Source organism: Runella sp. MFBS21 (genome assembly GCF_029433105.1).
Classification (GTDB): Bacteria; Bacteroidota; Bacteroidia; order Cytophagales; family Spirosomataceae; genus Runella.
Genome location: NZ_JARNTW010000001.1, coordinates 949,791 through 975,426, shown reverse-complemented (window position 1 = coordinate 975,426; position 25,636 = coordinate 949,791). Strand labels below are relative to the sequence as shown.

The window sequence follows — 25,636 nt, the reverse complement described above, 5'->3', positions numbered from 1 at the left end:
TATGACTCGCAAAAGCTTTATATACCCTCTCAATTTCTATATCCTAATCCTTTTGTGGGGAGCCAGTATATTTACTCCTAATGCTGTTGCCCAAAATAGTGACCCACAACGGTACGTTGGTCTCCAATTGCTCAACTTGGATCCTAGCCCCGAAGCAGGTCTTGACATCATTGAAGCTTCTATTCAAAACGGATGTAACCTAGTAGCCCTTACTATTCAATGGGATGAAGTTTATAAAACCGCAACTTCTGCGGGAGATTGGCGACAATACGACCGTCAAATAGAATATATCGCTAAAACTAACGCTAAAATCGCCTTACGAATCATGGTAAATCGGCTTAGTTACCGATTAGACGGTTTTTGGACTGCCGATGAAACCATGAAAGATGACTTAGGTAGACCTCTCAATGGAGTTTATAGCCGTACTTGCTTTAGTTTTGCACATCAACCTACAGTAGAAAAAGCCCAACGTTTTATCCAAGAAGTATGTCAACGCTATAATACTTACCAACAACAAGGCAAGATTTTATATATTTCGTTTGGGAATTTGCCAACCCAAGAATTAGGTTTTTCGCACGAAAATCAATTTGGCAACGATAAAGCCTATCTGGCATGTTATGATTATTCTACTTCTTCTATCTTAGCATATCGCCAATGGGCGCAAGCTCGTTACAAAACCATAAATAAGCTAAACTATCATTGTAAAACCAAATTTACGTCGTTTCAGGCGCTATTGCCTCCCAATACAGCTTATAATCCTCTGCCTGCTTTTCGCCAAAAATCTGGAAAAGATTGGTATATTTTTTTACATTCTCAACTTAAAACTTTTATCAATACAACTATCGGAAAAGTCAAAGAGGTCAATAATAGTTACAAAATCGTCAATGAGTTTGGGACAGTCACCGACGATTTTTCGGCCATGCTCGTATCCTATGGCTTCAAAGATTTAGGCCAACTCGCCGACGGCAACAAAGTACATAATGACCCCTACTATAATCACCGCTGGATTGCGGACGTAATGCGTTCAAACTCTACCAATAAGTGGATTCTAAACGAAGTGTTTTACTATTCTCAAACTCCTACGGATCGCTTAATCCGTCAATTTGACGAATGCTTTGAGCACGGCTGTAAAGTAGTGACTTTTGTAGTAGGAACCGTAGAGCCTGCGTCAATGCAGCTATTGAGAAACATATCTCAGAAATGGCTTAATGCCCCTCTCAATTCTATTCAGACTTCTCGCGACATTCCTTACACACTCACCGAGGCCTTAGATTTTTCGTTGACCAACAACCAGAAAAAATGGCAGGAACAATATGCACAAAATGCCTCTCCTATCAACATCCCTTTGACCGAAGATATCTTAAGTGAGGAATATTGGCGTCCCTTAGCGGTCAATATCCCCCCTATCGTATCACAACCTATCGGCAATCGAGCTACCAAACCCAAGAGAAATTTCAACTATACCTTACCTAAAGAAGTATTTTCGGATCCAGACGGCGAAATTGTCAGAATCGAGGTAGTCGAAAAACCACAGTGGCTTGCCTTTTCTAATGGCGTATTTTCGGGTACTTCTCCCGAGCAATTAGGTGAATACCAAATCAAACTTAAGGCTACCGACGATGAAGGTGCAAGTGTAGAAACGACTTTTAAGCTTTCGATTGTAAACGTTAACCAAAAACCCATTGTAAAAAATACAATTCCCGATTTTGAGTCGCAGCTCGAACAACTGATTTATTATCAATTTCATGGAGATATTTTTGATGACCCTGACGGAACCATCGCCCGAATCCAAACTTTTGGACTTCGCCCATGGATGACTTTTACCCCCAAAGATTTTTCGGCTTATCCGCGCGAACAAGGTACTTTTACGGTTACATTGAGGGGATATGATGACGATAGCACCTTTGTCGAAACTTCATTTAAGGTCAAAGTTCTTAATCAACTACCCATTGTAAAACAACCACTTCCAGTAAAGGACATTGCTATTAATAGAGCTTTTCGCTTCAAAATCCCTATCTCTATGTTTGCTGACCCTGACGGGCAAATCACCCAAATCAAGGCAGTAAATCTCCCTTCCTGGCTTACTTTTGACGCTCCGACCACTACCTTAAGAGGTACTCCTACGCAGCTAGGAGAGTATCGGGTAGGTATTAGAGCTTATGATAATGTGGGAGATTCGGTACAAACCACCTTTATTATCAAGGTCACAGAGACGGGAACCCTCAATGCACCTCCTATTTTGAGATACTCGATTCCGAATGCTCAATTGTTTATCACCCAACGATTTAATTACAAAATAGCCGATTCTCTTTTTTATGATACCAATGGGTATGTAGACCGAATAGAAGCACCTAATCTACCCTCATGGCTTACTTTCAAAAACAACGAGCTCTCTGGAATTGCTACGACTCCAGGGCTTTTTACGGTCACGATACGAGCCGTAGATGATGACGAAACATCTACCAATACGACGTTTCAGATAGAAGTAAAACAAGCCAAACTGGGATTTGAACTCATACAAGCAGGCAAGGTGGGAACACGGGTAAAAATAGGGAATTTAAATAATAATGATATCTTGGCCGAAAGCGCCCTCCCTCCGCGCATCACCATTTACGCAAATAGCGAAACATCGGCTTCCAAAGTAGACTTTTTACTACGCGGACCGTATCAAAAAAACTTTACCGCCACTCGTTTTCCATTTGCTTTATTTGACGAAGAAACGGGCTTTATGCCCATTGCGGGGCGTTATTTGCTGGAAGCTATCGCCTACAATGACTCTGTCAAGGTTAGTTCCGCCCAAATTTGGTTTACTGTCACTGCCAGCCAAGCGCTCTCCGAGTGGGAAGTCTACCCAAATCCTTTTGAAAGTGTATGTAATATCAAGCTTCCTACGGGAATAGATCCACAACATCTTCAATATCAACTAGTAAGTACATCTGGTCAGGTGATTAGGTTGAGCCCCAGTGTTATCACCATTGTCGACGATGTCGCTTATATCAACATAGATTCTCTAAGCCTTCCCTCCGGCACGTATGTTTTAGGAGTATATGACAAAGACAAGAAAATGAAGTCTATTAAAGTCCTCAAACGGTAGGGATAATACTTTTTTAACTAAAACCCTTACCCAAACAAATCACTAGAAAGATAACGGTCACCACGGTCGCAAACGATAAAGACAATCACGCCTTCATCCAACTGGCCTGCTAGTTGAATCGCCGCGTGTGCGGCGCCTCCACTACTCATACCCGCAAACACTCCTTCTACCTTGGCCAATTCTCTCGCCATATGAGTGGCATCGGCTTGTGAAACCTCCATGACAGTATCTACGCGTGAAGCATCAAAAATTTTGGGCAAATACTCTTGCGGCCATTTACGAATCCCCGGGATACTCGACCCATCCGTAGGCTGACATCCCACAATCTGTACATTAGGATTTTGTTCTTTCAAAAACATAGAGGTCCCCATAATCGTCCCAGTAGTTCCCATTGACGATACAAAATGCGTCACTTTGCCGTCTGTATCGCGCCATATCTCAGGGCCAGTCGAACGGTAATGCGCCATATAATTGTCGGGATTGGCAAATTGATTGAGCATCAAATACCCACCTTCCGCTACCTTAGCATCTGCATAGTCGCGCGCTGATTCTATGGTCTCTGTCAGGATTACCTTTGCCCCAAATGCCTCCATCGTCAGTACTCGCTCACGGGTTGAGTTTTTGGGCATGGTAAGTTCAATTTCAATTCCATACAAGCGGGCTATCATGGCCAATGCAATGCCAGTATTGCCACTTGTAGCTTCGATTAATTTCGTACCCGGCTTGATTTCGCCCCGTTCCACTGCACCCTTTATCATGCTATAAGCCGCACGGTCTTTCACACTACCGCCAGGATTGTGACCTTCGAGTTTGGCAAATAATTTTACATTTGGATTGGGGTTGAGTTTTTTGAGCTCAACAAGCGGGGTATTTCCCACAAAATCTAAAAGCGTAGACATCTTTGGAGGGGTTGATTAATCAATTTGGGTTTCAAAACTAACCACAATCATTTGTTTGTAGGTTCCTTTTTGTGAGCAAAATTTAAAAATCAATTTTTACGAGCCGCAAAAGCCCTCTATCTTTGGCAGTTTGTTTGCAAAGAAATTTACTTAATTGCCATTGGCTAAAATGAGCGTACTTAAAAAACTGGCTAGCGAAACAGCCCTGTATGGATTAAGCAGCATTGTTGGGCGATTTATCAACTATTTATTGGTTCCATTACACACTTGGATTTTTGGCAAACCAAGTGAGCTGAGCCCCACGGTCGATTTGTTTGCCTTTGTAGCGGTCATGAATATTATCTATACTTTTGGTCTCGAAACAGGCTTTTTTCGCTATGCGTCCAAAACAGGGGAACTTCGCAAATATTACGACCAAACCCTCACTTCAGTCATCGTGCTGTCGGGGGTATTGTCATTTTCGGTGGCTTTAGGCGCTCCTGCCATCGCCCAAGCCTTAGATTATCCTGACAAAGCCCATATCATCATATGGTTGTCAGTGATTATGTTTATTGATTCGATTGTCAACATCCCCTTTGCTCGTCTGAGATTAGAGGGCAAAGCAAAGCGATTTGTGTACGTTAAGATTGTCAATATTTTGGTAAACATTCTGCTCAATGTTTTCTTTTTAGTAATCTGTAAAGGAATTTATGAAGGATTATTTTTATTGGAATTGAGCAACGAAGTAGCTCTGATTTACAATCCCGAATGGTCGGTTGAGTATATCTTTTTGTCTAATCTTATTTCCAATGCTCTTTTTATTTGGTTATTGAGAGATTTGTTTATTGATTTTAAATTTCAGTTTGATAAGCAGCTTTTCATTGAGCTGTGGAATTATTCTTTTCCTGTAATGATTTTGGGCTTGATTGGAATGATCAATACTATGACCGACCGGATGTTTTTGAAGCATCTTTTGCCAAAGGGATTTTATCCAAATCGCAGTTCAGAAGATGCCTTGAGTATATATGGGCAGTGCTATAAGCTTTCGATGCTAATGCAGCTTGCCGTACAATCTTTCAAATTTGCCGCCGACCCCTTCTTTTTCTCAAATGCCCAAGACAAAAACGCCCCTCAACTCTTAGCCCTAGTGATGAAATGGTTTGTAATTGTATGCGTGGGGCTTTGGGTAATGGTAAGCCTCAACAACGATTTCATTGGTTTTCTCTTTTTGCGTAACCAAATTTACCGCGAAGGACTGATCGTCGTACCTATACTTTCGCTGGCCAATTTGTTTATGGGTGTTTACTACAACCTAGCTTTTTGGTTTAAACTAACCGATAAAACCAATTTTGGCATTTTGATTTCGGGAATTGGGGCGCTTGTTACTATCACCCTCAACATCTTACTGATTCCTCAGATGGGGTATATCGCCTGTGCTTGGTCGTTTTTGGCCTCTACCTTTGTTATGTGTGCAGTTTGTTATTTCTTAGGCGAAAAATACTACCCTGTTCCCTACCATGTAGCCTCTTGTTTGGGATATATTGTGAGCGCAGGGCTACTGATTTATGTTTCTTCTTTGTTCAAAATTTCGAACTTATGGGTGTCAGTTCCTTATCATTTAACGTTATGTTTGTTGTATGGTATTGGAATTTTGCTTGTTGAACGGGATTCAATACCTTTGAGAATTCGTCAAAAAATCAAAATATTAGGGTAATATACCTTTTCAATCCTATGAATTTCGTAAAACTTGCGAAGTACTTTTGTTTTGCAGTTGCCATTTTGGGCTTGTGTATTCTACAAGGTTGCGACACAAACGCCGTCTATAAAAGCCACGACGACATCAAAGACGGTCAATGGTTTATCAAATACGAACCTACATTTACCTTCGAAATCACCGATACAACTCAAGCCTATAATGTTTACTATTTAGTCAGAAATAGCATTGGATACCCTTATTATAACTTATACGTCAAGCGGTTTTTAATCAATGAAAAAAAGAAGATCGTCAACGAAGCACTCAATGAATTGATTTTGATGGATGAAAAAAGTGGAAAACCGCTTGGAGACGGATTAGGAGATTTGTTTGACCACAAAATCATCGCTCTTAAAAACTTTCATTTTCCACACAAAGGAAAATATACCTTTAAGATAAGACAATACATGCGTCAAGATCCTTTACCTGAGATTTTGAGTATGGGCATTAGTGTAGAGAAAGTAGTAGCAAACGCCGAATGAGTCGCCAAGATTTGTATCATTGATATGGAAAGTTTCTTACCTTTTTTTCCCTTAAATTTGGTAGCTTACCCTACCGAAAACCTCAATTTACATATTTTTGAACCTCGCTATCGTCAGTTAATCAATGAATGTATCGACCAAAATCTGACCTTTGGGATTCCTTCTTTTATCAACAACAAACTCCCTGGCTATGGAACGGAGATGAAAATAATGAGTCTAGCCAAACGCTACGACGACGGGCGGATGGACATCAAAACCAAAGGTTTACGGATATTCAAAATCGTAACCGTCCAAAACCCCGTTCCTCACAAACTCTACTCAGGAGGAAAAATCCAATTTATTGAAGATCAAGATAGTCCAGAGGGAGTGATTTCGGAATTGTTACTCCAACTCGACCGCCTTTACCAACTCCTTCAAACCAAAGTTGATTTTGATAGTACTCAGTATCCTTTTTCATACCAAGTGGCTCACAAGGTCGGCCTCTCTCAAGAAGAAGAATACCAATTGCTGACGATGAACTCCGAAACTGAACGTCAACGCTTCTTGCTACATCATCTCAATAAAGTCATTCCGATTATGTCAGAAATGGATCGTACCAAAGCTAGAATACAAATGAATGGCCATTTCAAAAATCTTGACCCTCTTAATTTTTGAGGGCCTAGTAATCTATTCTGTCTATCTTCTGACGCCATTGCTCAAATACTGTGAGTGCTTCCTCTCTCAAACAACACTCTTGCGGAAGCTTTCGATTAGACTTGGGCGTATCAAGTTCTTGATAAATAAAAGCATCATCAAAATTGGCCGCAGCGGCATCGTCTTTAGTACAAGCATAGTAGATTTTTTGAATCCCTGCCCAATAAATAGCTCCTAAGCACATGGGGCAAGGCTCGCAAGAGGTATAAATGACACAATTGTCGAGTTTGAAATTTCCGAGTTTTTTGCAAGCTTCCCTGATTGCTACTACTTCGGCATGGGCGGTGGGGTCGTTGGTAGAAGTAACTTGATTGCAGCCTTTTGCCACTACCACACCTTCTCTTACTACTATTGCCCCAAAGGGTCCTCCTATGTCATTTTTCATTCCTTGCCGCGCTACCTCAATAGCTTGGCGCATAAATTCGTGGTGTTGGTTCATGCTATTTTTATCGTATTCTAAATAGATTCTCTAAGTCTCGTTTTCCCGTGATAATTTCAGCGGCTAGCTCTCCGAGTGCTGGGCCATGCTTATATCCATGTCCTGAACCTCCGCCCAAAAACCAGCAATTGTCGGCCTCAGGATGCGTATCCAAGATAAAATTTCCATCAGGAGAATTTTCGTAAGGGCACACCCTGCTCTCTACCAAAGGGGCATTTTGTAAGGCCGGAAACCGATGCGCCATAAAAGCCCGCGCTTTAGCCAATACTTCGGGATTGGAGATTCGTTCGCCGTGCGTAGGGTCAAATAGCTCTCCTCTTTTATCGACTCCTACTTTAAACCCCCGATAGGCATTGCCCGGAATACCATAATAAAAATCCTGCCCGTCTAAATCTATCCATACAGGCATGGTATCAAACAAAGAAGTATGGGATGCTGGCACCCCCAAATAATAGGCCTCTTGCTTAGTACAAGTGATGATGTCACCTAATACTTCCGGAAAAAGTCGTCCCAGCCACGATCCACATGCAAACACAAAAGCATCGGCTTCAAGGGTGGAGCCATCCGACAATATAACTGCCTCCAGTCGTCCTTTTTCAATGGCCTCAGGCTTTACCAAAGCCATTTTGTACTGACCACCTCCGCGTACCAGTGCTTCTTGAACAGCCTGACAGCTTTCACGGGCTTTGAGATAGCCTCCTTCAGGATCTAAAACCAAATGATGCAAGTCTTTGGTATGAATATGAGGATAAAGCTTGGCCGCCTCTTTGACCGAAATATATTGATACGACAACTGGTGTTTAGCCATAAATGGCTCAGTGGCCTCAATCATACTGGGAGACTCTTCATAACAAAACCATAATACGCCCGTGTTAAAAAACAAGGATTTGTTCCAACGATGCTGGTGCTCACGCCACAATTCCAATGCTCTTACATTGAGGTCAAAATAAGTCTCGTTGTCACCATAAGTAGAACGAATGACGCGCGTTTCATCCCCTGAGCTTGCCCGCGAATTGCCCGGCCCCCAAGCATCGACTAGCGTGACTTTAAAACCTGCTCTTAGCAACCATAAGGCAGTCCAGCCCCCAAAAGCACCTGCTCCTACTACCACAATATGCGATTTAGTATCTAATAAAGGTCCTCGTCGAGGCAAGCGCAAAGTAGAAGATGAGTGTGGTGCAAAAGTAGGTTGTGAGGGCATAACAATAAATGGAGTTGTTAGACTTATAGAATTACATTTACTTTGAAGATTACTCAAACATACAAACAATCATACGTATTTTGACGACATCGATGAGAGTTTTACTAATTCACCAGTATTTTTTAGAAGACAATGATGGCGGCGGGTCGCGCTGGAATGAGATAAGTCGGTTTTGGCAGCAAGAAGGGCATGATATTACGGTTGTAGCAGGTATGGTACACTACATGGGGAACCGCCCTGCCAAATACCAAAACAAGTATTTTCATCAGGAAACCAACAGAGACGGCGTCAAAGTAATTCGATGCCACGTTTCAGAATCATATAATAAAAGCTTTTTAGGACGACTATGGGCTTATTTTTCATTTACTTTTTCGAGTATTTGGGGGGGATTATATTACACCAAAGGCAAGTACGATGTCATTGTTGTGACTTCTCCCCCTCTTTTTGTGGGTATCACGGCTTATGTACTTTCTGCTTTAAAACGGACTCCTTTTGTTTTCGAAATTCGGGATTTATGGCCTGAATCAGCCATTGATACAGGAGTTTTAACCAGTGGTTTTCTGATAAAATTTGCGTATTGGTTCGAAAAATTCATCTACCACAAAGCCCGATTTATCAATGTACTTACGCCTGCTTTTCGTGAGAAATTGATACAAAATAAAGGGGTACCTGCCGACAAAATCTTTTTTATCCCCAATGCAGCTGATTTTTCACTTTCTGAAGAATTACTACAAACTTTTGATATAACATCTTTCCGAAAGTTACACCACTTAGAAAATCATTTTGTAGTTACGTATGTGGGCGCTCACGGCATCGCCAATCACCTCATTCAAGTCTTAGAAACTGCCGAGCTTCTGCGCGATACGCCTGTGTTGTTTTTGCTGATTGGTGATGGTATGCAAAAAAAGGAGCTTAAAGTCGAAGCTCAAAAACGGAATATTACCAACGTAAGATTTATTGATTCGGTACCCAAACGCGACGTCTTCAAATATATATTAGCGTCGGATGTGGGGGCATCGGTCCTCAAGAAAGTAGATACTTTTAAGACCGTTTATTCCAACAAAACTTTCGATTATATGTCGTGTCAAAAACCTATTTTGATGGCTATTGATGGGGTATCTCGGCAGTTGGTAGAAGAAGCTCAAGCAGGCATTTATGTAGAGCCTGAAAATCCTGTTGATTTTGCGGAGAAAATAAGATTTTACTTATCACATCCAGAAACAGTAATAACACACGGAAAAAATGGCTACCGATATGCCAAAGAAAATTTTGATAGAGAAGTATTAGCCAAAAAATATTTGAGCTATTTATCTCAGGTCTAATAGCTATATTTGCGCCCCAATTTACTGAAAATCAATAAGCCTATGAATTCAGACACTAATCCACGTTTAGATTTTTTTCGTTCACAAATCGGTAATAACATTACACAAAGTCCCTCACCTCTAGGCCAATGGCTGAACGGGAAACTCATAGAAGTACAGCATGGCTCTATGACCGTCGAAATCACGATCCGAAAAGATATGACCAACCCTTTAGGTACGCTTCACGGGGGAGCAGCCGCCGCGATTATGGACGACCTCGTAGGAATGATGGTCTTTGGCTTAGGACGTGAATATGCCTATACCACCGTCAACCTCAATTGTGATTTTTTAAATGCCGCTCGCTTAGGAGAAGTACTCATCGCTCATGCGTATGTCATTAGAGCCGGCAAAAACGTAATTCATTGTGAAGCTCGCATTACCAATACTGAAGGAAAAATAATCGCCAAATGTAGCACCAACATGATTCAGACAGGTGTAAAGTTGCCCTTTTAAAACTCTTTAGTACCCCACAGGACGTGTAGATTTATGGAGGTCGTTGTTATCCTATTATATGTAATCGCAAGTTTTGTATTATTTTCGTACAGTTGTGCGCAATTGAGTTTACTATGGAATTACTGGTACAAACCTAAGCCTCGGGCTACCTCTACTGCCTCATTGTCTACTCTGCCTTTGGTCACTATTCAATTACCTATTTATAACGAACGCTATGTAGTAGAGCGACTTCTTAAGGCCATAACAACACTCAATTACCCTAAAAACTGTCTAGAAATTCAAGTTTTAGACGACTCTACCGACGAAACACACTTTCTTTTAGAGAAACTAGTAGCACAATATCAGTCCGAAAGTTTTGATATAAAGTATATTCGCCGTAGCCTACGTACCGGTTTCAAAGCAGGGGCTTTGGCCTATGGCCTCCAAGAAGCCAAAGGAAATTTGATAGCTATTTTTGATGCTGATTTTGTCCCAAGGCCGGATTTTTTGACGCAGACGTTGCTTTATTTTCAAACACCCAATGTAGGTGTTGTTCAAACCCGCTGGGGCCACCTCAACCAATCTTATTCTCTCCTCACCCTGCTGCAAGCCTTTGGACTTGATGGCCACTTTACTGTAGAGCAAGGCGGGCGCAATGCAGGAGGGCATTTCATTAATTTCAATGGTACGGCGGGTATTTGGCGCAAAGACTGCATCATAGATGCCGGAGGGTGGTCGGCAGATACCCTTACCGAAGACTTAGACTTGAGTTATCGAGCCCAACTGCGCGGATGGGAATTTGTGTATTTAGAAAATATCATTACTCCTGCCGAATTACCCGCCACCATGCCTGCCTTCAAATCACAGCAATACCGCTGGATGAAAGGAGCTGCCGAATGCGCCCGCAAAAACCTCTCCGCAGTATGGCAAAATAAAACACTCAGTGTCTCTACCAAGATATTCGCTACGTTTCATTTGCTCAATAGCGGCGTTTTTGTAGCGGTATTACTGATGTCTGTGTTGAGTTTGCCCCTTTTATTTATTACTACACACAGTCATGAATATCACACTTTATTGGGAATTCTAAGGCTTTTTCAATTGAGTATTATCGTATTGGTAGGTTTTTATGCTACCGCTCATTACTCCCACAAGACTTTCTGGCAATTGCTGTGGCAATTACCTCTATTTTTGGCAGTAGTCATGGGTTTGTCATTACACAATGCGATTGCTGTGGTAGAAGGTTATTTAGGTAGAAAAACGCCCTTCATTCGGACTCCCAAATGGGGTATTGTGGAAAAACAAGATAACTGGACCCAGAAAAAATACTTACTAACAAGCTTTAATCTCCTTACAATCCTTGAGTTGCTTCTTTGTTTGTATTTTATAGGGGGTGTAGTATTAGGATTATACTGGGCTGCACCTCAGCTGATTGTGATGTACGCGATGCTTGCCATCGGCTTCGGCTTTGTCAGCTTTTATTCTATTAAACACTCTCTCGTTTAGGTATATACAACAACAAAAAACCCCGCTGCAGCGGGGTCAATGTCTTTTGCAAAAGATTTTATATCGTCGGCTTACAACGCACCGGCTTCTTTCAATACTGCTTCAATACCTTTTTTATTGATAGTGCGAAGCGCAGAAGTAGCCAATTTGATTTCAACCCACTCGTTCAAAGAAGGTACAAAAAACTTCTTTGTCTGCAAGTTTGGATAGAACTTACGCTTAGTTTTATTGTTAGCGTGCGATACGTTATTACCTACTCGAGTTCTTTTGCCTGTAATTTCACAAACTCTTGCCATGACGATTGATTTTTTCAGAATGAGGCGCAAAGGTCGTAATTTTTCTAAAATTTGCCAAATCTTTATCAAAAAAACCTCACTTATTTAAAAGTAAAACGGAGCTTTAGGAGGAGTAAATCTCCATTTCTTTCGCTAAAAGCTCCGTACAACATTGACTCTAAAATAATTGTTGTTTAGGCAATTTGCCGATATTCAAGCGACTTTTTGACAAATTGACGACGACGCTTGGATACCGGCAATTTTTTCCCATTTACCAAATGTACAAAAGTACCTTCTTCTGTAATTGTATAATCAGCAAAGTACTCGAAGTTGACCAAGTATGATTTATGAGTTCTTATGAAAGGTGTCTTTTTAAGAAGAGCTTCATAACTTTTCAAGGTTTTGGCCTGCACATATTGTTTGCCGCTTTTTGTAAAAATCCGAACATAGTTGACATCGGCTTGAATGAAAACTACTTCGCTAGTGTGGATAAAAACGGAACGCGTGGGGTGGATTAGCTCCAAATGCGAGCGCTCTCCCGCTACGGGGAGTAAAGATTTGATATTGTTCATGGCTGTATTAAAACGTTAATTAATAATTACTGCACAAAAATGGGATATATTTTCGTCACTAAGTATACCCATTCAAACCGAAGTGCAAATTTTGATAGCTGAAGCGTACATTTTCTATCCTCCAGAGAACAAATCGCCCGTGCGATGTCTTGGAAGAATACCCAAATGACGATAGGCTTTTTCGGTAGCTTCGCGACCCCGAGAAGTACGTTTCAAAAATCCTTCTTGAATCAAAAATGGTTCATATACTTCTTCAATGGTTTCGGCTTCTTCGCCACAAGCCGTCGCAATGGTCGAAAGCCCAACAGGGCCACCTTTGAATTTCTCAATGATGGTTGATAAGATTCGGTTGTCCATGTCGTCGAGGCCGTTTTGGTCTACATCAAGCGCTTTAAGAGCAATTTCGGCGATTTCGACCGTGATGCGTCCTCTGCCTTTCACTTGGGCAAAGTCGCGGGTTCGGCGCAGGAGATTGTTGGCAATACGAGGGGTACCACGACTACGCCGTGCGATTTCGAAAGCACCTTCATCATCGATAGGAGCGCCTAAGATTTGGGCAGAACGTTTTACAATGGAAGCCAACAATTCGGCATTGTAGTATTCTAAGCGACAATTAATTCCAAAACGAGCTCTTAAAGGCGAAGTCAACAACCCCGCACGAGTAGTAGCGCCTACCAAGGTAAAAGGATTGAGGCTAATTTGAATACTGCGGGCATTTGGCCCCGAGTCGAGCATAATATCAATTTTATAATCTTCCATGGCCGAATAAAGGTATTCTTCCACCACGGGATTGAGACGGTGAATTTCATCGATAAACAAGACGTCGTTGGGTTGAAGATTGGTCAACAATCCCGCCAAGTCACTCGGTTTATCCAAAATAGGTCCCGAACTCGTCTTAAGAGAAGCCCCCAACTCATTGGCGATGATGTTGGAAAGCGTGGTTTTTCCAAGACCCGGAGGCCCGTGCAAAAGCACGTGGTCTAGTGCCTCGCCGCGTTGTTTGGCGGCAAGTACAAATACTTTTATATTTTCAAGGATTTTGTCTTGCCCTGCAAAATCGTCAAAAGAAAGAGGCCGAAGGGCCTTTTCTATCTCTTTTTCGACGGGCGTAAGCGGGTCTTTGTTTCCAGTTAAATAGTCTTGGCGCATTGGAGAAATTGGCTAATGAATGAGGAAGTATTATTTTCTACAACCTATGATTTTCCTTATTTGAACTCCACATTCAATAGCCAAAGATACTAAAAATCATCGAATCAGCAGCACGGCTCCCCGCTGCGATGTGCGGGGCCTATCAGGGAAATATTTCGACTTGAATGATACTACATACGGATAACTCATTGGGGGGTAAGTAGTTCCTCGATAAGTACCGTCCCATTTTTGATTGATGTCGGTAGTATGATAAATGACTTCGCCCCAGCGATTAAATATCTTCAAATCAAAGTCTGTAAGATGATCCCCATATACATCCAAAAGGTCGTTTTTACCGTCACCATTGGGAGAAAAAGCATCGGGCACATACACCCTTGGCTCGCATCTCACTACAACTCTTACGGTATCTATCAACTCACATCCCTGCGGGCTAATGATACGCACTCGATAAAGCCCCACTGTATCGACCGTAACACGGGTAGAGGTACCATCAATGGGTGGAAACCAGCGAAACGTAAGATTGGGCGAAGTAGGCCGAATGATAATCGTAGCACTCGTACCATCAATATCGCACAGAGCGGCTTCTCGATTGAGTTCATAGGTAGGACGCGGAGCCAACGAAAACCCAAACTCGTCGCTATCCGTACAGCCAGTTATGGCATTTGTAACCGTAAGACGATAAGTGCCTGCTCGATTGACGCTAATTCGTGAAGTAGTGTCGCCGGTGCTCCATTGGTAGCGGTTGCCCGGAATCAATGGCAAGCTCGGAATCAGTAAGGCCGTATCTCCGATACATTTGATGCGGTCGGGGCCTAAACTCAGGAATTTTTCGGGGATAATTCCGACCGTAATGTCTCTAATCGTAGTATCGCACCCACCCACGTCGGTAACTTTTACGTTGTATTTGCCAGGCAATAAATTATTCAATAATTGGGCATTACTTCCAACAGTCGCGCCGAGCGCGTTTGTCCACACATAAGTTGTAGGCGTACCTGCAATTGTATTGAGATTGATAGCTCCCGCGTTGGGCAAGGTACATCGTGCATCCACAATCGTGGGCGCTAGCCGCAAGTTGCGCACTGCCCGCAAGTTGAAAGAAGAATCAGTAGCACACACGGCGGGATTTCCTCGCAATCGGACTTTGTAGGGGCCTTCCCTCAAATTGGCAAGTGTGCTCCCACTACCCATGATAGGAGCGTCATTAGCACCAAACCATTCGTAAGTATAATTGCCCGAAGGCGTAACTGTTCCGATCAAAATAGCCCCGTCTTGAGTAGTACAACCCGTGGGTGGAGTCAACGTAGCTTGCAAACGAGCCTTGGGCAGCGCTCTCACTTGTATGGTATCTTCATTGACGCAGGCTTGGGGCGTTCCGGTATTGATAGTTACCTGCACTGAATAAGTGCCAGGTTGAGTTACTGTAATTAGCTGAGTAGTCTCCCCTGTGCTCCATTGAAACTTATTCCAGTTGGTAGGCGTAGGTTTGGCATTGAGTACTACATTTCCACCTCCTACACAAAGGCTCGTATCAGGACCTAACGAATAGGCTGGAGGTCTTCTCATGGTGACTTGCATCCGGCCTTGAGAGTAGCATTGCCCTTCAGCGCCATTAATAGCATAAGCATCATAGCGCCCTGAGCCTCCGTTTGGTTCTAAGGTTACCGTTCGGGTTCGGGCAAAAGGTGCTCCATTTCTTAGCCATAAATATTGTTCTGCTTCTACTCCCACATCTACCACGAGCCTATTGACGCAGGTATCTATGGGCGAACGAAGATTGATGGGGTCGGGCGTACGGATAATAGTAACACGCTGGGTGATAGTAGTGTCTTTGCAACGATTTCGGAGAGTCAGGCTGACCGTATAGGTTCCAGGTTGCTGATAGGTATGCTGTACTTGCTGCTGCTGACCTGTCGTAGGCGCCGAGCCATCTCCAAAATTCCATGTGTAGGTATCTTTGATGGGGTCACAGAGAGGGGAAGCTTGAAAGTTGGTAGCCTGATTGGAGCATGTGTCCGAATATTCAAACCCAGGTCCCGAAGAAGGCTCGGTAAAATTTTGTACAAAGTTTGGTAAACCCAACTGACTTGTTTTTCCACCTAAAAAAATACCATTACTTACAAAACGAACTTCTTGTTGCGAATCTTCATCGGGTACATTGATAACGCCCAAATATTGACTGCCTTTTTTGGCTAAATATATACGGCCATCAGAGCCTATTTGTAAAGCCCCGTACACTTCCGTGGCCGAGCTATCTATCAGTATTTTAGAATCGGCAATAAGCGTAGAATCTTCCAAACTTAAATCAAACTGCCAGAGTTTGGAAAGGGTAGTATCGCTTTCGCTCTTTTGTAAAGATACATACATCTTGGTGCCATCAGGAGAAAACTCCACCCCGTAGGCTTTGGGAGGAGCAGGTCCTAAGTCAAAGGTTTTGGGGCCAGAAAGCGTCCCTGTCGAATCATTGAAATCATATATCTCCACCAAATTGCGCGGGGGTCCCGGCACTACTACGGCCAAACGACGCATACCCGTGCTATCAGCCGGCGAAAACTTCATGTAGCCTTCGGCTTTGTGAGTGGTATCTTGTACCGCGCCTAGATTTACAGGGGGCTGTGCTTCAATTCCCGCTTTAGTAGCATGATAGATTCTAAAAGTATTGCTTTTATAATCATGCGTTACAATCCAATAAGTAGAATCGCGGTCATTACGAACCGATGCCACCCGCTCGGTAGTGTTATTACCCAAAGGTATGTTTTTCTCTACCACTTCTCCTTTTCCGCCGTTGCGACGCATATCCACAACACTATAGCTAAATTGCTTCTGCCCGTTGATTTCGGAAGTAGTAAAGATATAATAGAGATATTCGCATCCACGGCATGTGGGCTGAGGCACTATCAAAGCCGATTGGGTAGAGTTAGGGCTTCCTCCCAGCAAAGTCGTATCCTTGGAAGGCATGAGAGCGCCGTTTTTATCATATACCCTTACGCCATCGGTATAAAACAAAAGCTGCCCTTTGGAGTTGGCAATTGATGATGAGCCTTCGGGAGTGTTAAGCTGACCATTGTCGATTGGAGCGGGATTGCCGCCCGAAAAATCTAGGCCGGCATTGTTTCCAAAAAACCATTTTGCGCCTTCTTGGCTGGTTTGTTCCAAACAAACTTTCACATTGATGCGGTCTTCATAAGAGCAGCCTTCTTCGTTGGTAACTTCTACCGAGTAGCAACCCGAGCTATCTACCCGTAAAGTCTGGGTGGTATCACCCTTTGGAAACCACATATATTTGGCTCCCGCTGGCCCGCCCGAAGGATAGGGATTCAAAATCAGTTTCCCTAAGTCTTCCTTACAAATCATGGTATCGCGCCGCCAATTCTGAAACTGAGGCGGAGGGACACCAATGTTGATGGTTTCAGTAACTATTTGCTGAACTCCATTCACCACTCTTGTAAGGGTAACAAGCTTAGGGCCTGGCACTTGAAATACGTGTTTTATACTTGGATTGGTAGAAGTAATAACTCCGCTACCATCTCCAAAATCCCAAGTCCATGCAGTAGAAGTAGTAAGTGAATCGGTGAAAGTCAGTGAATCACTTTTACATTCTACATCGGGAATACATTTTTTACCTTGTATACTAAAGGTGGGAGTTTGTGCATTTGCTTCTCCCGATGTAAGCATCAAAAGTATGCTACTTCCGAGTATCCAAAGAAATATTTGCAGCGTTTTTCTCATGGGTTTCATTTGACTCCTCTATCACAAATCTCGTGCCTATTCTCAACCTACTTTCTGGTACAGTTGTTTACGCAGTTTTTCATCATAGTGCTGCATTTATAGAAATTTTCTCTCAAAAGCAGGTCAGAAATTAGGCGCTATCTAAAAACGACAAAACCTTACCGAAAATTTTATACAATTTTCAAGTAAGGTAATAATTTCTGCCGAAAAGAGAGGTATCGGATTAGAGACTTTTCAAATACACTAAGCTCTGAGGTACTTGCTGCATCGAGCCGAGGTTCTCGTCTTCAATATAATAGTACTTAATGGCACTTTTCTTCGCCGCTTTTAAGATTTCAGGGTAGTTGATTTGCCCGGTTCCGAGTACTACACAATTTTCGTTGGGTGTACTGCCTGCCATGCTACTTGGTACTCCCTTTTTGAGGTCTTTGAGGTGAATCAACTTAAACCTTTTGGGATATTTTTTTAGAATAGCCGCAGGGTCTTGACCCGGCAAATGCATCCATACTACGTCCATTTCATAAAATACCGTTTTGGGGTTAGTATTTTGAACAATATAGTCAAAGTAAGTCGCATCCTGATAAGGTGCAAACTCAAAGCCGTGATTGTGGTAGCAAAAAGTAAGCCCATTGTCTTGAAGCTTTTGGCCAAAACGATTGAAGTCTTCCACCGTTTTTTTGGCTAAATCCAAATCCATCGGACCTTTGTGAGGTACTGAGCCTATTCGTACAAATTCAGCCCCTAGGGTCTTGGCATTTTGAACCACGGTCTCTGTCTTGTTGTTAAGGTCATCAAAACTCACCCCAAGACTTGTACATCGCATCCCGCGTTCGTCCAATAAAGCACGCAGTTCGGCGGCAGTTTTTCCAAAAAGATTAGAGAATTCGATATTGGTAATCCCCATTGCCTTTACTTTGTCGAGTGTACCAGGCACATCTTTGGCAAAATCGGTTCGAAAAGTATAAGAAACCGCCCCCGGCGTATCTTTTAAGAGTTTACCGAATTTTTGGGCATGAGCAGCGGACAAAACACTTATGGCCAACACTGCCACTGAAAACAAGAATTTTTTCATTTGAGCGAAAATATAGATTAAACTTATAGACTGAGGCAATCACTTAAGAATGTGACAAAAAATTTGTGCATTTTCAAATTAAGGAGACAAAATAGACTTTCTAAGTTTAAAACCACAAGAGTCTCATATTCAATATATTAAAAACTTAGAAAGTCTTGGTGCATTTTCAAATTAAGGAGACAAAATAGACTTTCTAAGTTTAAAACCACAAGAGTCTCATATTCAATACATTAAAAACTTAGAAAGTCTTGGTGCATTTTCAAATCAAGGAGACAAAATAGACTTTCTAAGTTTAAAGCCATAAGAATCTCATATTCAATACATTAAAAACTTAGAAAGTCTTGGTGCATTTTTAAGCTAATTAATCCCCTCTTTATTCTTCATAATTTAAGTCTTTGGTGAAAGTTTCTTCTAGAAAATAAAGAGACACCAGCGCAATAGCGACCGTAGTAGTACCAATCACCAGAGCACTATTGATGATTCCCAAAGAAGGTCTTAAAAACACAAATACCGACGTAAGAATGATAGCCGTTCCGCGCACAAAATTGGGTACTGACGTAGCGACCGTAGCGCGAAGATTGGTACCAAAAAGCTCGGCAGCAATCGTAATAAAAATGGTCCAATAACCATTGCAGAAACCAAGCAAAGTGCATATCACATAAAAAACCGTTGCGTTTTTGGAAGGAAATAAAAGGTACACTAGCATAAAAGCAAACGAAAGCACAATAAAAATACCAATGATTTTTTTGCGACTCCGCAGGTATTGACTACCTATCCCACTCAAAATATCCCCAAAAACTTGCCCTGTAAAAGCCAACATGACACATTTTCCCGCCAGAATTGGCTCTTCAATACCTATTTCTTTCCCAAATTCGGGTGAAAAAGTCATCAAAATCCCCGTCACAAACCACAACGGAATGCCGACCAAAATCGACAATAGGTATTTGGAAAAACGTTGCCAATTGTTGAATAGCATGAATACATTGCCTTTTTGCACTTTTTGAGACTTCATTTTTTCAAAAAGCCCCGATTCAAATACGTTCAGTCGCAGCACAAGAAGCATCAACCCCATACCGCCACCTACAAAATAAGAAATACGCCAATCGAACCAATCTGCCACAAAATTGGCGGCAATTGCCCCAAAAAGCCCCATAGTAGCCACCACGGTGGTACCATATCCTCTGATTTCTTTGGGCAATACCTCCGACACTAGTGTAATGCCCGCCCCTAGTTCTCCTGCCAAACCAATCCCTGCGATGAACCGCAAAAAAGCGTATTGGTTCACAGAAGTCACGAAACCATTGGCGATATTGGCCAAAGAATACATAATAATCGAGCCAAATAAAATGGACAACCGTCCTTTTTTATCTCCCAAAATTCCCCAGAAAACCCCGCCTATCAACAACCCTGCCAACTGTGTATTGAGCAAAAACACACCTTCGGGAAGCAGTTGGTCAGGAGCTACGCCCAAGTCTTTGAGACTCGTGACACGCACTACACTAAACAAAAACAAATCGTACATATCCACTAAATAGCCCAAAGCAGCTACCAAAACAGGGACTTGAAGCAGGTGTTGTAAATTGGATTTTTGAGACATATAATTTTTTTAATTTAATCACAAACAGATGAAGGTCGCAAAGCTCCTCCACTGACCACTTGAGTTTGGTAAAAAGTTTAGACTTTATCAGGAACTACGTAAGGCGCACGGTATTTGCGGGTAAGCATCGCATTTGCTTCCTTATCACCGACAAACTTCTCAGTAATAGGATCAAATTTGAGTTTACGATCCAAACGATAAGCGATATTTCCTAGATGCGCCAATGAAGCCGACAAATGCGCCGTCTCGACAGGACCGTTGAGCAATGCCTTGTTTTTGGCACGTACTGCATCCACAAAGTTTTTGTAGTGATCTCCCCCTTCTTTGCGGGCAGGCCCTGGCTCACGATTTTTTCCTAGAAAGGTTTTATAGTCGTTGTATCCGTTGATCACCATGTAGCCTTTGTCGCCATAGAATAAGTTACCCACTTCTATGCCGTCTTCTTTGTTGGTCATCCAAGGTCTCACTTCTACTTCAATTACCTTTTTTTGTTTGGGATAAATATAAGTTGACGTAAGTGTTTCGGGGGTTTCTTTACAGTCATTCCACAAAAACTTACCACCTGCCGAGGTGATTTCTTCTGGCAGCCCCACATTCAATCCCCACATGGCAAGGTCGGTTTCGTGAATACCTTGGTTGCCAATGTCGCCATTGCCATACTCCCAAAACCAATGCCAATTGTAATGTACATAGTTTTTAGAAAAAGGACGAACTTGAGCTGGCCCCTGCCACAAGTCCCAGTTGAGCCCCCCAGGTACGGGCGAAGTGCCTTCATTTCCGATATCGGGACGCCATTTGTAAATCAAAGCGCGCGCCATGTATACATTGCCGATAAGCCCTTCACGTAGGTGCTTGATAGCCTCTTGCATCGCTACTGAGCTACGCAACTGCACTCCGTGCTGCACGATACGGTTGTATTTGGTAGCAGCTTCTACCAATTTACGGCCTTCGTATATATTATGGCAAGCAGGTTTTTCGACGTATACATCTTTGCCCGCCTGACACGCCCAAATAGCCGCCAAAGCATGCCAGTGATTCGGCGTAGCAATGCTCACTGCATCGATGCTTTTATCTTCATATACCTTCCGAAGGTCTTGTTCGGTTTTTACTTTTCGATTATAAGTTTTCTCAAATTCGGCGGCTCGCGCTTGCAATACCACATTATCAACATCACAAAGCGTAGCAACTTCTACATTTTCCAAACTCGAAAAACCCGATATATGATTTTTACCGCGTCCATTAATGCCAATCACAGCCACGCGCATACGGTCATTAGCTCCGAAGGCTCTTGAAGGAATAATGGTAGGGATTCCCACAGCAGCAGTGGCTACAGTAGCCGTTCCTACTGTGGCAGTTTTGAGAAACTCCCGACGCGAAAAAGAATTTTGTTTCATGAGGCAAGAGGTTTTAGATATTTTCTTAGGAACAGTGTTGTTTTCTCAATCTTAACAGCGTACTAAAGCTCATAAAATGGCGTTATTAATACTTTATCCTAAAGCACTTCCTTATCGTCCAACTACTATACTTTTAAGCAAATGAAAGCTAAAATCTTACTTACACTGAGTATCATACTGCTTGGTATAGCAAGCTGTAAAAAAATTGAGACGGAAAACATTCCTACCCCTACAGCCCCCACCCTAGCAGAACAGGCCAAAGAATATGCAGATGCTCATCCAGCTATTCAACCTCCAGCATTGGTAAATTATCAACCAACTTCAGTAAAGGTGAGTATAGGTAGTCTTTCGGTAGGTACTTACCACTTTCAATACGACTCTCAAAAACGTTTAGCAGATATATCCAATGACAAAAGCAGCGTTTTTAATACTTATTTGGACCCTACCAACTCAAAAGCAACTAGTAAATGGACTACCCGAGAAATACACTATCAGCTCAATCCACAAGGGCTCGCTCAAAGCTCAGAAGGAGTGTTTATGAATGGAAAAGAGGCTGCGGTGGAGTATTTCTATAAAAATGGATATTTGGTCAGTAGTGCTGACAAAAATTATCTTACAAAACTCACCTACAAAACCAATGGAGATTTGCAAGAATGGAATGGTTTATCACACCTAGGCGAGACCATCCGAGCATTGTATACCTATAGTACCTTTCCTAATACAATTCAACAAGAGATTAATTATTGGGCCGCCCCGCATTTTGCCTTAAGAGGTGATTTTTTAGGAAAATATAGTTCCCATTTGGTGGAAAAAGTCGTTTTTACAAATAGGGCTGGCGATAGCACCCTTGATTTTTCTTATACATTTGATTCTCAAAATAGGGTTACAAAAGTTGTTATCAAACGTAATCTAAGTGACGATGCCATTTACGAGTATAGTTATTAAGCGAAAACATTGTTTGAATTAAGTTTAAAAGTGCCGAATTTTAGACATCGTTTCGACGGCATTAAAATTCGACACTTTTGAAATTTCTCCTCTTTATCCTTGGTTGTTTTTGTTTGTTGGGAACCGCGAAAGCACAACTCCCGCTACGGCGCGTTTTGGTGAATGGAAAACCTGCTTCAATCACTTCCATCTCTCAGCCGATTCAGTTAGCCGCTGCCAACAACGACCTCGTGCTAGATTTTGAAGCATCAACTACCCACGACTCCATCTTTTATTTTTATCGAATCCCTTCTATCAATCAAGCATGGTCGCAAAGCCTATACCCTTCGGCTCACTATCAAAACCTCAGCGGTGGCCGATACACCTTTGAGATATATGCTCAAAGCAAAAATCATAAAACGCCCGTTGCCACGCTGTCGCTAGAAGTCAAAGAAGCTTTTTGGCAAAAGTGGTGGTTTTGGCCTTCGATTGCCGTTTATATTTTATTGGTAGTGGGAATTGGTATCTATTTGTTTTTTCTATACGATTTTCGTCAAAAACTCAAACTCCAATCCATCAGAAATCAAATCGCTTCTGATCTTCATGATGAAGTAGGTGCCAACCTTAACTCAATCGCCATTTTTGTAGAACTTCTCCGGCAAAAAGTCAAAGACAATCCCGCTTTGCTTCCGATTTTGGAGCGTATCACGAGCAACTCTGAAGAAACCGTGACCCTGATGAGAGACACCGTATGGGCCATCAACCCTACCAACGACTCCACCGAAAAATTGGTGGAAAAGATGCGCTTTTTTGGTATTGAGATTTTATCAGCCAAAAACATCGCTTTTACTTTCGACAATCAGCTTGATCTCAAAAAGGAGTATTTTTCGATGGAGCAACGTCGCAATCTTTACCTCGTTTACAAAGAAGCCATCAACAACATCGCCAAACACGCCCTTGCTACCAAAACTACTTGCACACTTACGTCCAAAAACGGCTCCGTCGAAATCCACATCATCGACAATGGCGTAGGATTTGACCTATCACAGACCTTTGAAGGAAATGGCCTCAAAAACTTTAAACTACGGAGCCAAGAAGAATTGCTAAATGTAAGCGTTCGGAGCCAAAAAGGAATCGGAACTCAAGTGACCATCCAAATTTTATTGGGCTAAGCACCATGACTCACCAATATTGGGGATTTTGTGAGTATAGGCAATATCCTAATTTTACTGCATGAAAAAGTAGTACCGTTAGATAGAATTTCGACGGTATCTTATTGCTTTTTTGGGCTAAATTTATAAAATTGAGAATCGTATATGATAAGCGTACTACTTTTTGAAGACAACAAAAATTTCCGTGAGAGCCTTTCTTTGTATTTAGCTAGTGCGGAAGGTATTTGGCTATCGGGAGCCTTTGCCGACGCTACCGAGGCCGTAAAATTGGTACGCAAATACAAACCTGATGTCGTACTTATGGATATTCAGATGCCACACCTTTCGGGAATAGATGCCTTACGAGCCATTAAAGCTGCGAGCAAAGACACCAAAGTGATGATGCAAACAGTGTTTGAAGATGATGACAAGGTATTTGCGGCTATCTGCGCGGGTGCCAATGGCTACATCCTCAAAAACCCCCGCCCCGATACCTACGTACAAGCTATCTTCGACGTTTACAATGGCGGCTCGCATCTTAGTCCAAGCATTGCGACGAAAGTATTGACGATGTTTCAGCATCAGTTTGCCAAATCAGAACAAACCTATATTCAGCTCACCCCACGCGAAAAGGAAGTTTTGCAATGTATGGTAAAGGGAATGAGTTATAAAATGATTGCGGATGCTTGTGATATTAGTTTCAACACGGTGCATACTCACATCAAAAAAATCTATGAAAAACTACACGTCAACTCAGCACCCGAAGCCGTAGTTAAGGCTTTGGAGTGGAAATTGGTTTAAGGAATTGAATAGCTCTAAAAATTAGTAAGTTTGCTATAATACCTGAAATATTAATAATTAATAGTGCATAGGTAAAATAAACGGGCGAAGTTTCATAAAGGCTATATTGAAGTAAATTAGACAACAGAGGCATTAAGCAATTAATAAAAACAGCAAGAGTAAAAACAAAAAACGAATTCCTAGACAAAGCACTCTTAGTAAGCTTGGTTTGAAAATAAAAAAACACCAAACACAAAATAACATAATACAACTGAATAGAAAACCAAGCAATATTGTCGTAATTGTTAATATAATCAAAGAAAAAATACCTACATATCAATAAAAAAACACCTAAAATTACCAAAAAAATCATTATCTTTTTTTGATAATATTCATTTAAAAAGCTATAAAAAACAAAAGATAGTAAAACAAAAAATTGCAAGAAATAAAGTGGTGTAAGCCAGTAGCTATTTTGATTTTTAAATTTATAAAAATAAAAAGTTATTGAATCAACTACCACACCTAAAAGCAAATACACAAAAATAAATTTCGCCTGTTTGGTGTATTTAATTTTAGAATAAGAAAACAGAGCTAACAAAAATGATGTAACCATCATCAATATATTCAGAAATTCATTCAAAGTTACTAAACTCATACCTTTAATATTTTATGGCATCATTATACACATTTCAAGAACTTACTGACCAAATCAATTTCCGTCCTCTCCTACTTAACAAATCAGGCATTGACGACATACTATCTACCGATGGCTTCGAAAGCATTGGGTTTTATGTAGTAACGAGCAAGGTCAAAGCAAGCAAATATCCTGACATTACCACTATTGCTTATGTTTTGTTTGGCGAAGATAAGAAAGCTTTTTTAAAAATTAACGGCAAGAAAGTTTTTATTTCAAGCAAACAACTCAAAGAAGCAGGGTTCAAAAAAAATGAAGACCTAAGTAACACTTCTTTTTTAATTTCAAAGAAAGACCTTGAAGATATTTCGGCAAAGTTAGAAAGCTATATTTTTTCTTATTGTGTTTTTGGAATTGAAATTATAAGTGAAGGCTTCTATGAATTTTTTTATGAAATCATAGATTCGTGGAAAGGCGGCGGCGGCGGACCTGGCCCTGGTGTAGCAGTAAGCCCTTCTAACTAATA

Annotated in this window: 22 protein-coding genes; 11 read left to right on the top strand and 11 right to left on the bottom strand. The window is 41.7% G+C overall.

Annotated features, from left to right (window positions below; translation table 11 throughout):
* Position 1: 1 nt before the first annotated feature.
* A complete protein-coding gene (locus tag P1X15_RS03780; protein WP_277336797.1) occupies positions 2-3,094 on the top strand; it encodes a putative Ig domain-containing protein in 3,093 nt (1,030 codons plus the stop codon).
* Between the two features lie 26 nt (positions 3,095-3,120).
* On the opposite strand, the gene cysM is transcribed toward P1X15_RS03780, so the two are convergent.
* Positions 3,121-3,993, bottom strand: coding sequence for a cysteine synthase CysM (gene cysM / locus P1X15_RS03775; RefSeq protein WP_277336796.1), 873 nt, complete (start codon positions 3,991-3,993; stop codon positions 3,121-3,123).
* A gap of 169 nt (positions 3,994-4,162) precedes the next feature.
* Between cysM and P1X15_RS03770 the strand changes: the two genes are divergently transcribed.
* The 3 genes from P1X15_RS03770 to P1X15_RS03760 are packed head-to-tail and all read left to right on the top strand — an operon-like array spanning position 4,163 to position 6,861.
* Positions 4,163-5,686: a lipopolysaccharide biosynthesis protein gene (locus P1X15_RS03770; RefSeq protein WP_277336795.1), complete on the top strand. Its 1,524-nt coding sequence runs from the start codon at positions 4,163-4,165 to the stop codon at positions 5,684-5,686.
* Between the two features lie 17 nt (positions 5,687-5,703).
* Complete coding sequence (locus P1X15_RS03765) at positions 5,704-6,207, top strand: gliding motility lipoprotein GldH (RefSeq protein ID WP_277336794.1); 504 nt, start codon at positions 5,704-5,706, stop codon at positions 6,205-6,207.
* A 24-nt stretch (positions 6,208-6,231) separates the two neighbouring features.
* On the top strand, positions 6,232-6,861 hold the full coding sequence (locus tag P1X15_RS03760) for an LON peptidase substrate-binding domain-containing protein (protein ID WP_277336793.1): 630 nt from the start codon (positions 6,232-6,234) through the stop codon (positions 6,859-6,861).
* Between the two features lie 4 nt (positions 6,862-6,865).
* Here P1X15_RS03760 and P1X15_RS03755 read toward each other — a convergent pair whose 3' ends face one another.
* Together P1X15_RS03755 and P1X15_RS03750 are read right to left on the bottom strand one after the other, a co-directional pair.
* A complete protein-coding gene (locus P1X15_RS03755; protein ID WP_277336792.1) occupies positions 6,866-7,339 on the bottom strand; it encodes a nucleoside deaminase in 474 nt (157 codons plus the stop codon).
* Positions 7,340-7,346: 7 nt separating this feature from the next.
* Complete coding sequence (locus P1X15_RS03750) at positions 7,347-8,540, bottom strand: FAD-binding oxidoreductase (RefSeq protein ID WP_277336791.1); 1,194 nt, start codon at positions 8,538-8,540, stop codon at positions 7,347-7,349.
* A 92-nt stretch (positions 8,541-8,632) separates the two neighbouring features.
* On the opposite strand from P1X15_RS03750, the gene P1X15_RS03745 reads away from it, so the two are divergent.
* From P1X15_RS03745 to P1X15_RS03735, 3 genes are read left to right on the top strand one after another with little or no spacing between them, the layout of a single operon-like run.
* Entirely contained in the window at positions 8,633-9,862 is a 1,230-nt protein-coding gene (locus tag P1X15_RS03745) for a glycosyltransferase family 4 protein (protein WP_277336790.1), read from the top strand.
* A 42-nt stretch (positions 9,863-9,904) separates the two neighbouring features.
* Positions 9,905-10,354: a PaaI family thioesterase gene (locus tag P1X15_RS03740; protein ID WP_277336789.1), complete on the top strand. Its 450-nt coding sequence runs from the start codon at positions 9,905-9,907 to the stop codon at positions 10,352-10,354.
* 33 nt (positions 10,355-10,387) lie between these two features.
* A complete protein-coding gene (locus tag P1X15_RS03735) occupies positions 10,388-11,836 on the top strand; it encodes a cellulose synthase family protein (RefSeq protein WP_277336788.1) in 1,449 nt (482 codons plus the stop codon).
* Positions 11,837-11,907: 71 nt separating this feature from the next.
* On the opposite strand, the gene rpmB is transcribed toward P1X15_RS03735, so the two are convergent.
* The 7 genes from rpmB to P1X15_RS03700 form a co-directional block, all read right to left on the bottom strand.
* Positions 11,908-12,132, bottom strand: coding sequence for a 50S ribosomal protein L28 (rpmB, locus tag P1X15_RS03730; RefSeq protein ID WP_028667203.1), 225 nt, complete (start codon positions 12,130-12,132; stop codon positions 11,908-11,910).
* A gap of 173 nt (positions 12,133-12,305) precedes the next feature.
* Positions 12,306-12,683: a LytTR family DNA-binding domain-containing protein gene (locus P1X15_RS03725; RefSeq protein ID WP_277336787.1), complete on the bottom strand. Its 378-nt coding sequence runs from the start codon at positions 12,681-12,683 to the stop codon at positions 12,306-12,308.
* Positions 12,684-12,797: 114 nt separating this feature from the next.
* Positions 12,798-13,832, bottom strand: coding sequence for a Holliday junction branch migration DNA helicase RuvB (ruvB, locus tag P1X15_RS03720; protein ID WP_277336786.1), 1,035 nt, complete (start codon positions 13,830-13,832; stop codon positions 12,798-12,800).
* A gap of 96 nt (positions 13,833-13,928) precedes the next feature.
* Positions 13,929-17,558, bottom strand: a complete 3,630-nt coding sequence (locus P1X15_RS03715) for a PKD domain-containing protein (RefSeq protein ID WP_277336785.1) — start codon at positions 17,556-17,558, stop codon at positions 13,929-13,931.
* 223 nt (positions 17,559-17,781) lie between these two features.
* Positions 17,782-18,630, bottom strand: coding sequence for a sugar phosphate isomerase/epimerase (locus tag P1X15_RS03710; protein ID WP_277336784.1), 849 nt, complete (start codon positions 18,628-18,630; stop codon positions 17,782-17,784).
* Positions 18,631-19,003: 373 nt separating this feature from the next.
* Positions 19,004-20,227, bottom strand: a complete 1,224-nt coding sequence (locus P1X15_RS03705) for an MFS transporter (RefSeq protein ID WP_277336783.1) — start codon at positions 20,225-20,227, stop codon at positions 19,004-19,006.
* Positions 20,228-20,304: 77 nt separating this feature from the next.
* Positions 20,305-21,621 (bottom strand): Gfo/Idh/MocA family oxidoreductase, encoded by a 1,317-nt coding sequence (locus P1X15_RS03700; protein ID WP_277336782.1) that lies wholly within the window; start codon positions 21,619-21,621, stop codon positions 20,305-20,307.
* 141 nt (positions 21,622-21,762) lie between these two features.
* Between P1X15_RS03700 and P1X15_RS03695 the strand changes: the two genes are divergently transcribed.
* The 3 genes from P1X15_RS03695 (at position 21,763) to P1X15_RS03685 (ending at position 24,497) form a co-directional block, all read left to right on the top strand.
* Positions 21,763-22,566 carry a DUF4595 domain-containing protein gene (locus tag P1X15_RS03695; protein WP_277336781.1) on the top strand — a complete coding sequence of 268 codons (804 nt, stop codon included), beginning with the start codon at positions 21,763-21,765 and terminating at the stop codon, positions 22,564-22,566.
* A gap of 77 nt (positions 22,567-22,643) precedes the next feature.
* Complete coding sequence (locus P1X15_RS03690) at positions 22,644-23,717, top strand: histidine kinase (RefSeq protein WP_277336780.1); 1,074 nt, start codon at positions 22,644-22,646, stop codon at positions 23,715-23,717.
* Between the two features lie 144 nt (positions 23,718-23,861).
* On the top strand, positions 23,862-24,497 hold the full coding sequence (locus P1X15_RS03685; RefSeq protein WP_277336779.1) for a response regulator transcription factor: 636 nt from the start codon (positions 23,862-23,864) through the stop codon (positions 24,495-24,497).
* Here P1X15_RS03685 and P1X15_RS03680 read toward each other — a convergent pair.
* Positions 24,469-25,131 carry a DUF2878 family protein gene (locus P1X15_RS03680; RefSeq protein ID WP_277336778.1) on the bottom strand — a complete coding sequence of 221 codons (663 nt, stop codon included), beginning with the start codon at positions 25,129-25,131 and terminating at the stop codon, positions 24,469-24,471. The two genes, P1X15_RS03685 and P1X15_RS03680, sit on opposite strands and share 29 nt — an antisense overlap.
* Positions 25,132-25,145: 14 nt before the next feature.
* On the opposite strand from P1X15_RS03680, the gene P1X15_RS03675 reads away from it, so the two are divergent.
* Positions 25,146-25,634, top strand: coding sequence for a hypothetical protein (locus P1X15_RS03675; RefSeq protein WP_277336777.1), 489 nt, complete (start codon positions 25,146-25,148; stop codon positions 25,632-25,634).
* Positions 25,635-25,636: the final 2 nt, after the last annotated feature.

Excerpts from the sequence above, each read along its gene's own strand:
- P1X15_RS03780 (WP_277336797.1), top strand. The coding sequence starts at position 2 with ATGACTCGCAAAAGCTTTATATACCCTCTCAATTTCTATATCCTAATC.
- cysM (WP_277336796.1), bottom strand. The coding sequence starts at position 3,993 with ATGTCTACGCTTTTAGATTTTGTGGGAAATACCCCGCTTGTTGAGCTC.
- P1X15_RS03770 (WP_277336795.1), top strand. The coding sequence starts at position 4,163 with ATGAGCGTACTTAAAAAACTGGCTAGCGAAACAGCCCTGTATGGATTA.
- P1X15_RS03765 (WP_277336794.1), top strand. The coding sequence starts at position 5,704 with ATGAATTTCGTAAAACTTGCGAAGTACTTTTGTTTTGCAGTTGCCATT.
- P1X15_RS03760 (WP_277336793.1), top strand. The coding sequence starts at position 6,232 with ATGGAAAGTTTCTTACCTTTTTTTCCCTTAAATTTGGTAGCTTACCCT.
- P1X15_RS03755 (WP_277336792.1), bottom strand. The coding sequence starts at position 7,339 with ATGAACCAACACCACGAATTTATGCGCCAAGCTATTGAGGTAGCGCGG.
- P1X15_RS03750 (WP_277336791.1), bottom strand. The coding sequence starts at position 8,540 with ATGCCCTCACAACCTACTTTTGCACCACACTCATCTTCTACTTTGCGC.
- P1X15_RS03745 (WP_277336790.1), top strand. The coding sequence starts at position 8,633 with ATGAGAGTTTTACTAATTCACCAGTATTTTTTAGAAGACAATGATGGC.
- P1X15_RS03740 (WP_277336789.1), top strand. The coding sequence starts at position 9,905 with ATGAATTCAGACACTAATCCACGTTTAGATTTTTTTCGTTCACAAATC.
- P1X15_RS03735 (WP_277336788.1), top strand. The coding sequence starts at position 10,388 with ATGGAGGTCGTTGTTATCCTATTATATGTAATCGCAAGTTTTGTATTA.
- rpmB (WP_028667203.1), bottom strand. The coding sequence starts at position 12,132 with ATGGCAAGAGTTTGTGAAATTACAGGCAAAAGAACTCGAGTAGGTAAT.
- P1X15_RS03725 (WP_277336787.1), bottom strand. The coding sequence starts at position 12,683 with ATGAACAATATCAAATCTTTACTCCCCGTAGCGGGAGAGCGCTCGCAT.
- ruvB (WP_277336786.1), bottom strand. The coding sequence starts at position 13,832 with ATGCGCCAAGACTATTTAACTGGAAACAAAGACCCGCTTACGCCCGTC.
- P1X15_RS03715 (WP_277336785.1), bottom strand. The coding sequence starts at position 17,558 with ATGAGAAAAACGCTGCAAATATTTCTTTGGATACTCGGAAGTAGCATA.
- P1X15_RS03710 (WP_277336784.1), bottom strand. The coding sequence starts at position 18,630 with ATGAAAAAATTCTTGTTTTCAGTGGCAGTGTTGGCCATAAGTGTTTTG.
- P1X15_RS03705 (WP_277336783.1), bottom strand. The coding sequence starts at position 20,227 with ATGTCTCAAAAATCCAATTTACAACACCTGCTTCAAGTCCCTGTTTTG.
- P1X15_RS03700 (WP_277336782.1), bottom strand. The coding sequence starts at position 21,621 with ATGAAACAAAATTCTTTTTCGCGTCGGGAGTTTCTCAAAACTGCCACA.
- P1X15_RS03695 (WP_277336781.1), top strand. The coding sequence starts at position 21,763 with ATGAAAGCTAAAATCTTACTTACACTGAGTATCATACTGCTTGGTATA.
- P1X15_RS03685 (WP_277336779.1), top strand. The coding sequence starts at position 23,862 with ATGATAAGCGTACTACTTTTTGAAGACAACAAAAATTTCCGTGAGAGC.
- P1X15_RS03680 (WP_277336778.1), bottom strand. The coding sequence starts at position 25,131 with ATGAGTTTAGTAACTTTGAATGAATTTCTGAATATATTGATGATGGTT.
- P1X15_RS03675 (WP_277336777.1), top strand. The coding sequence starts at position 25,146 with ATGGCATCATTATACACATTTCAAGAACTTACTGACCAAATCAATTTC.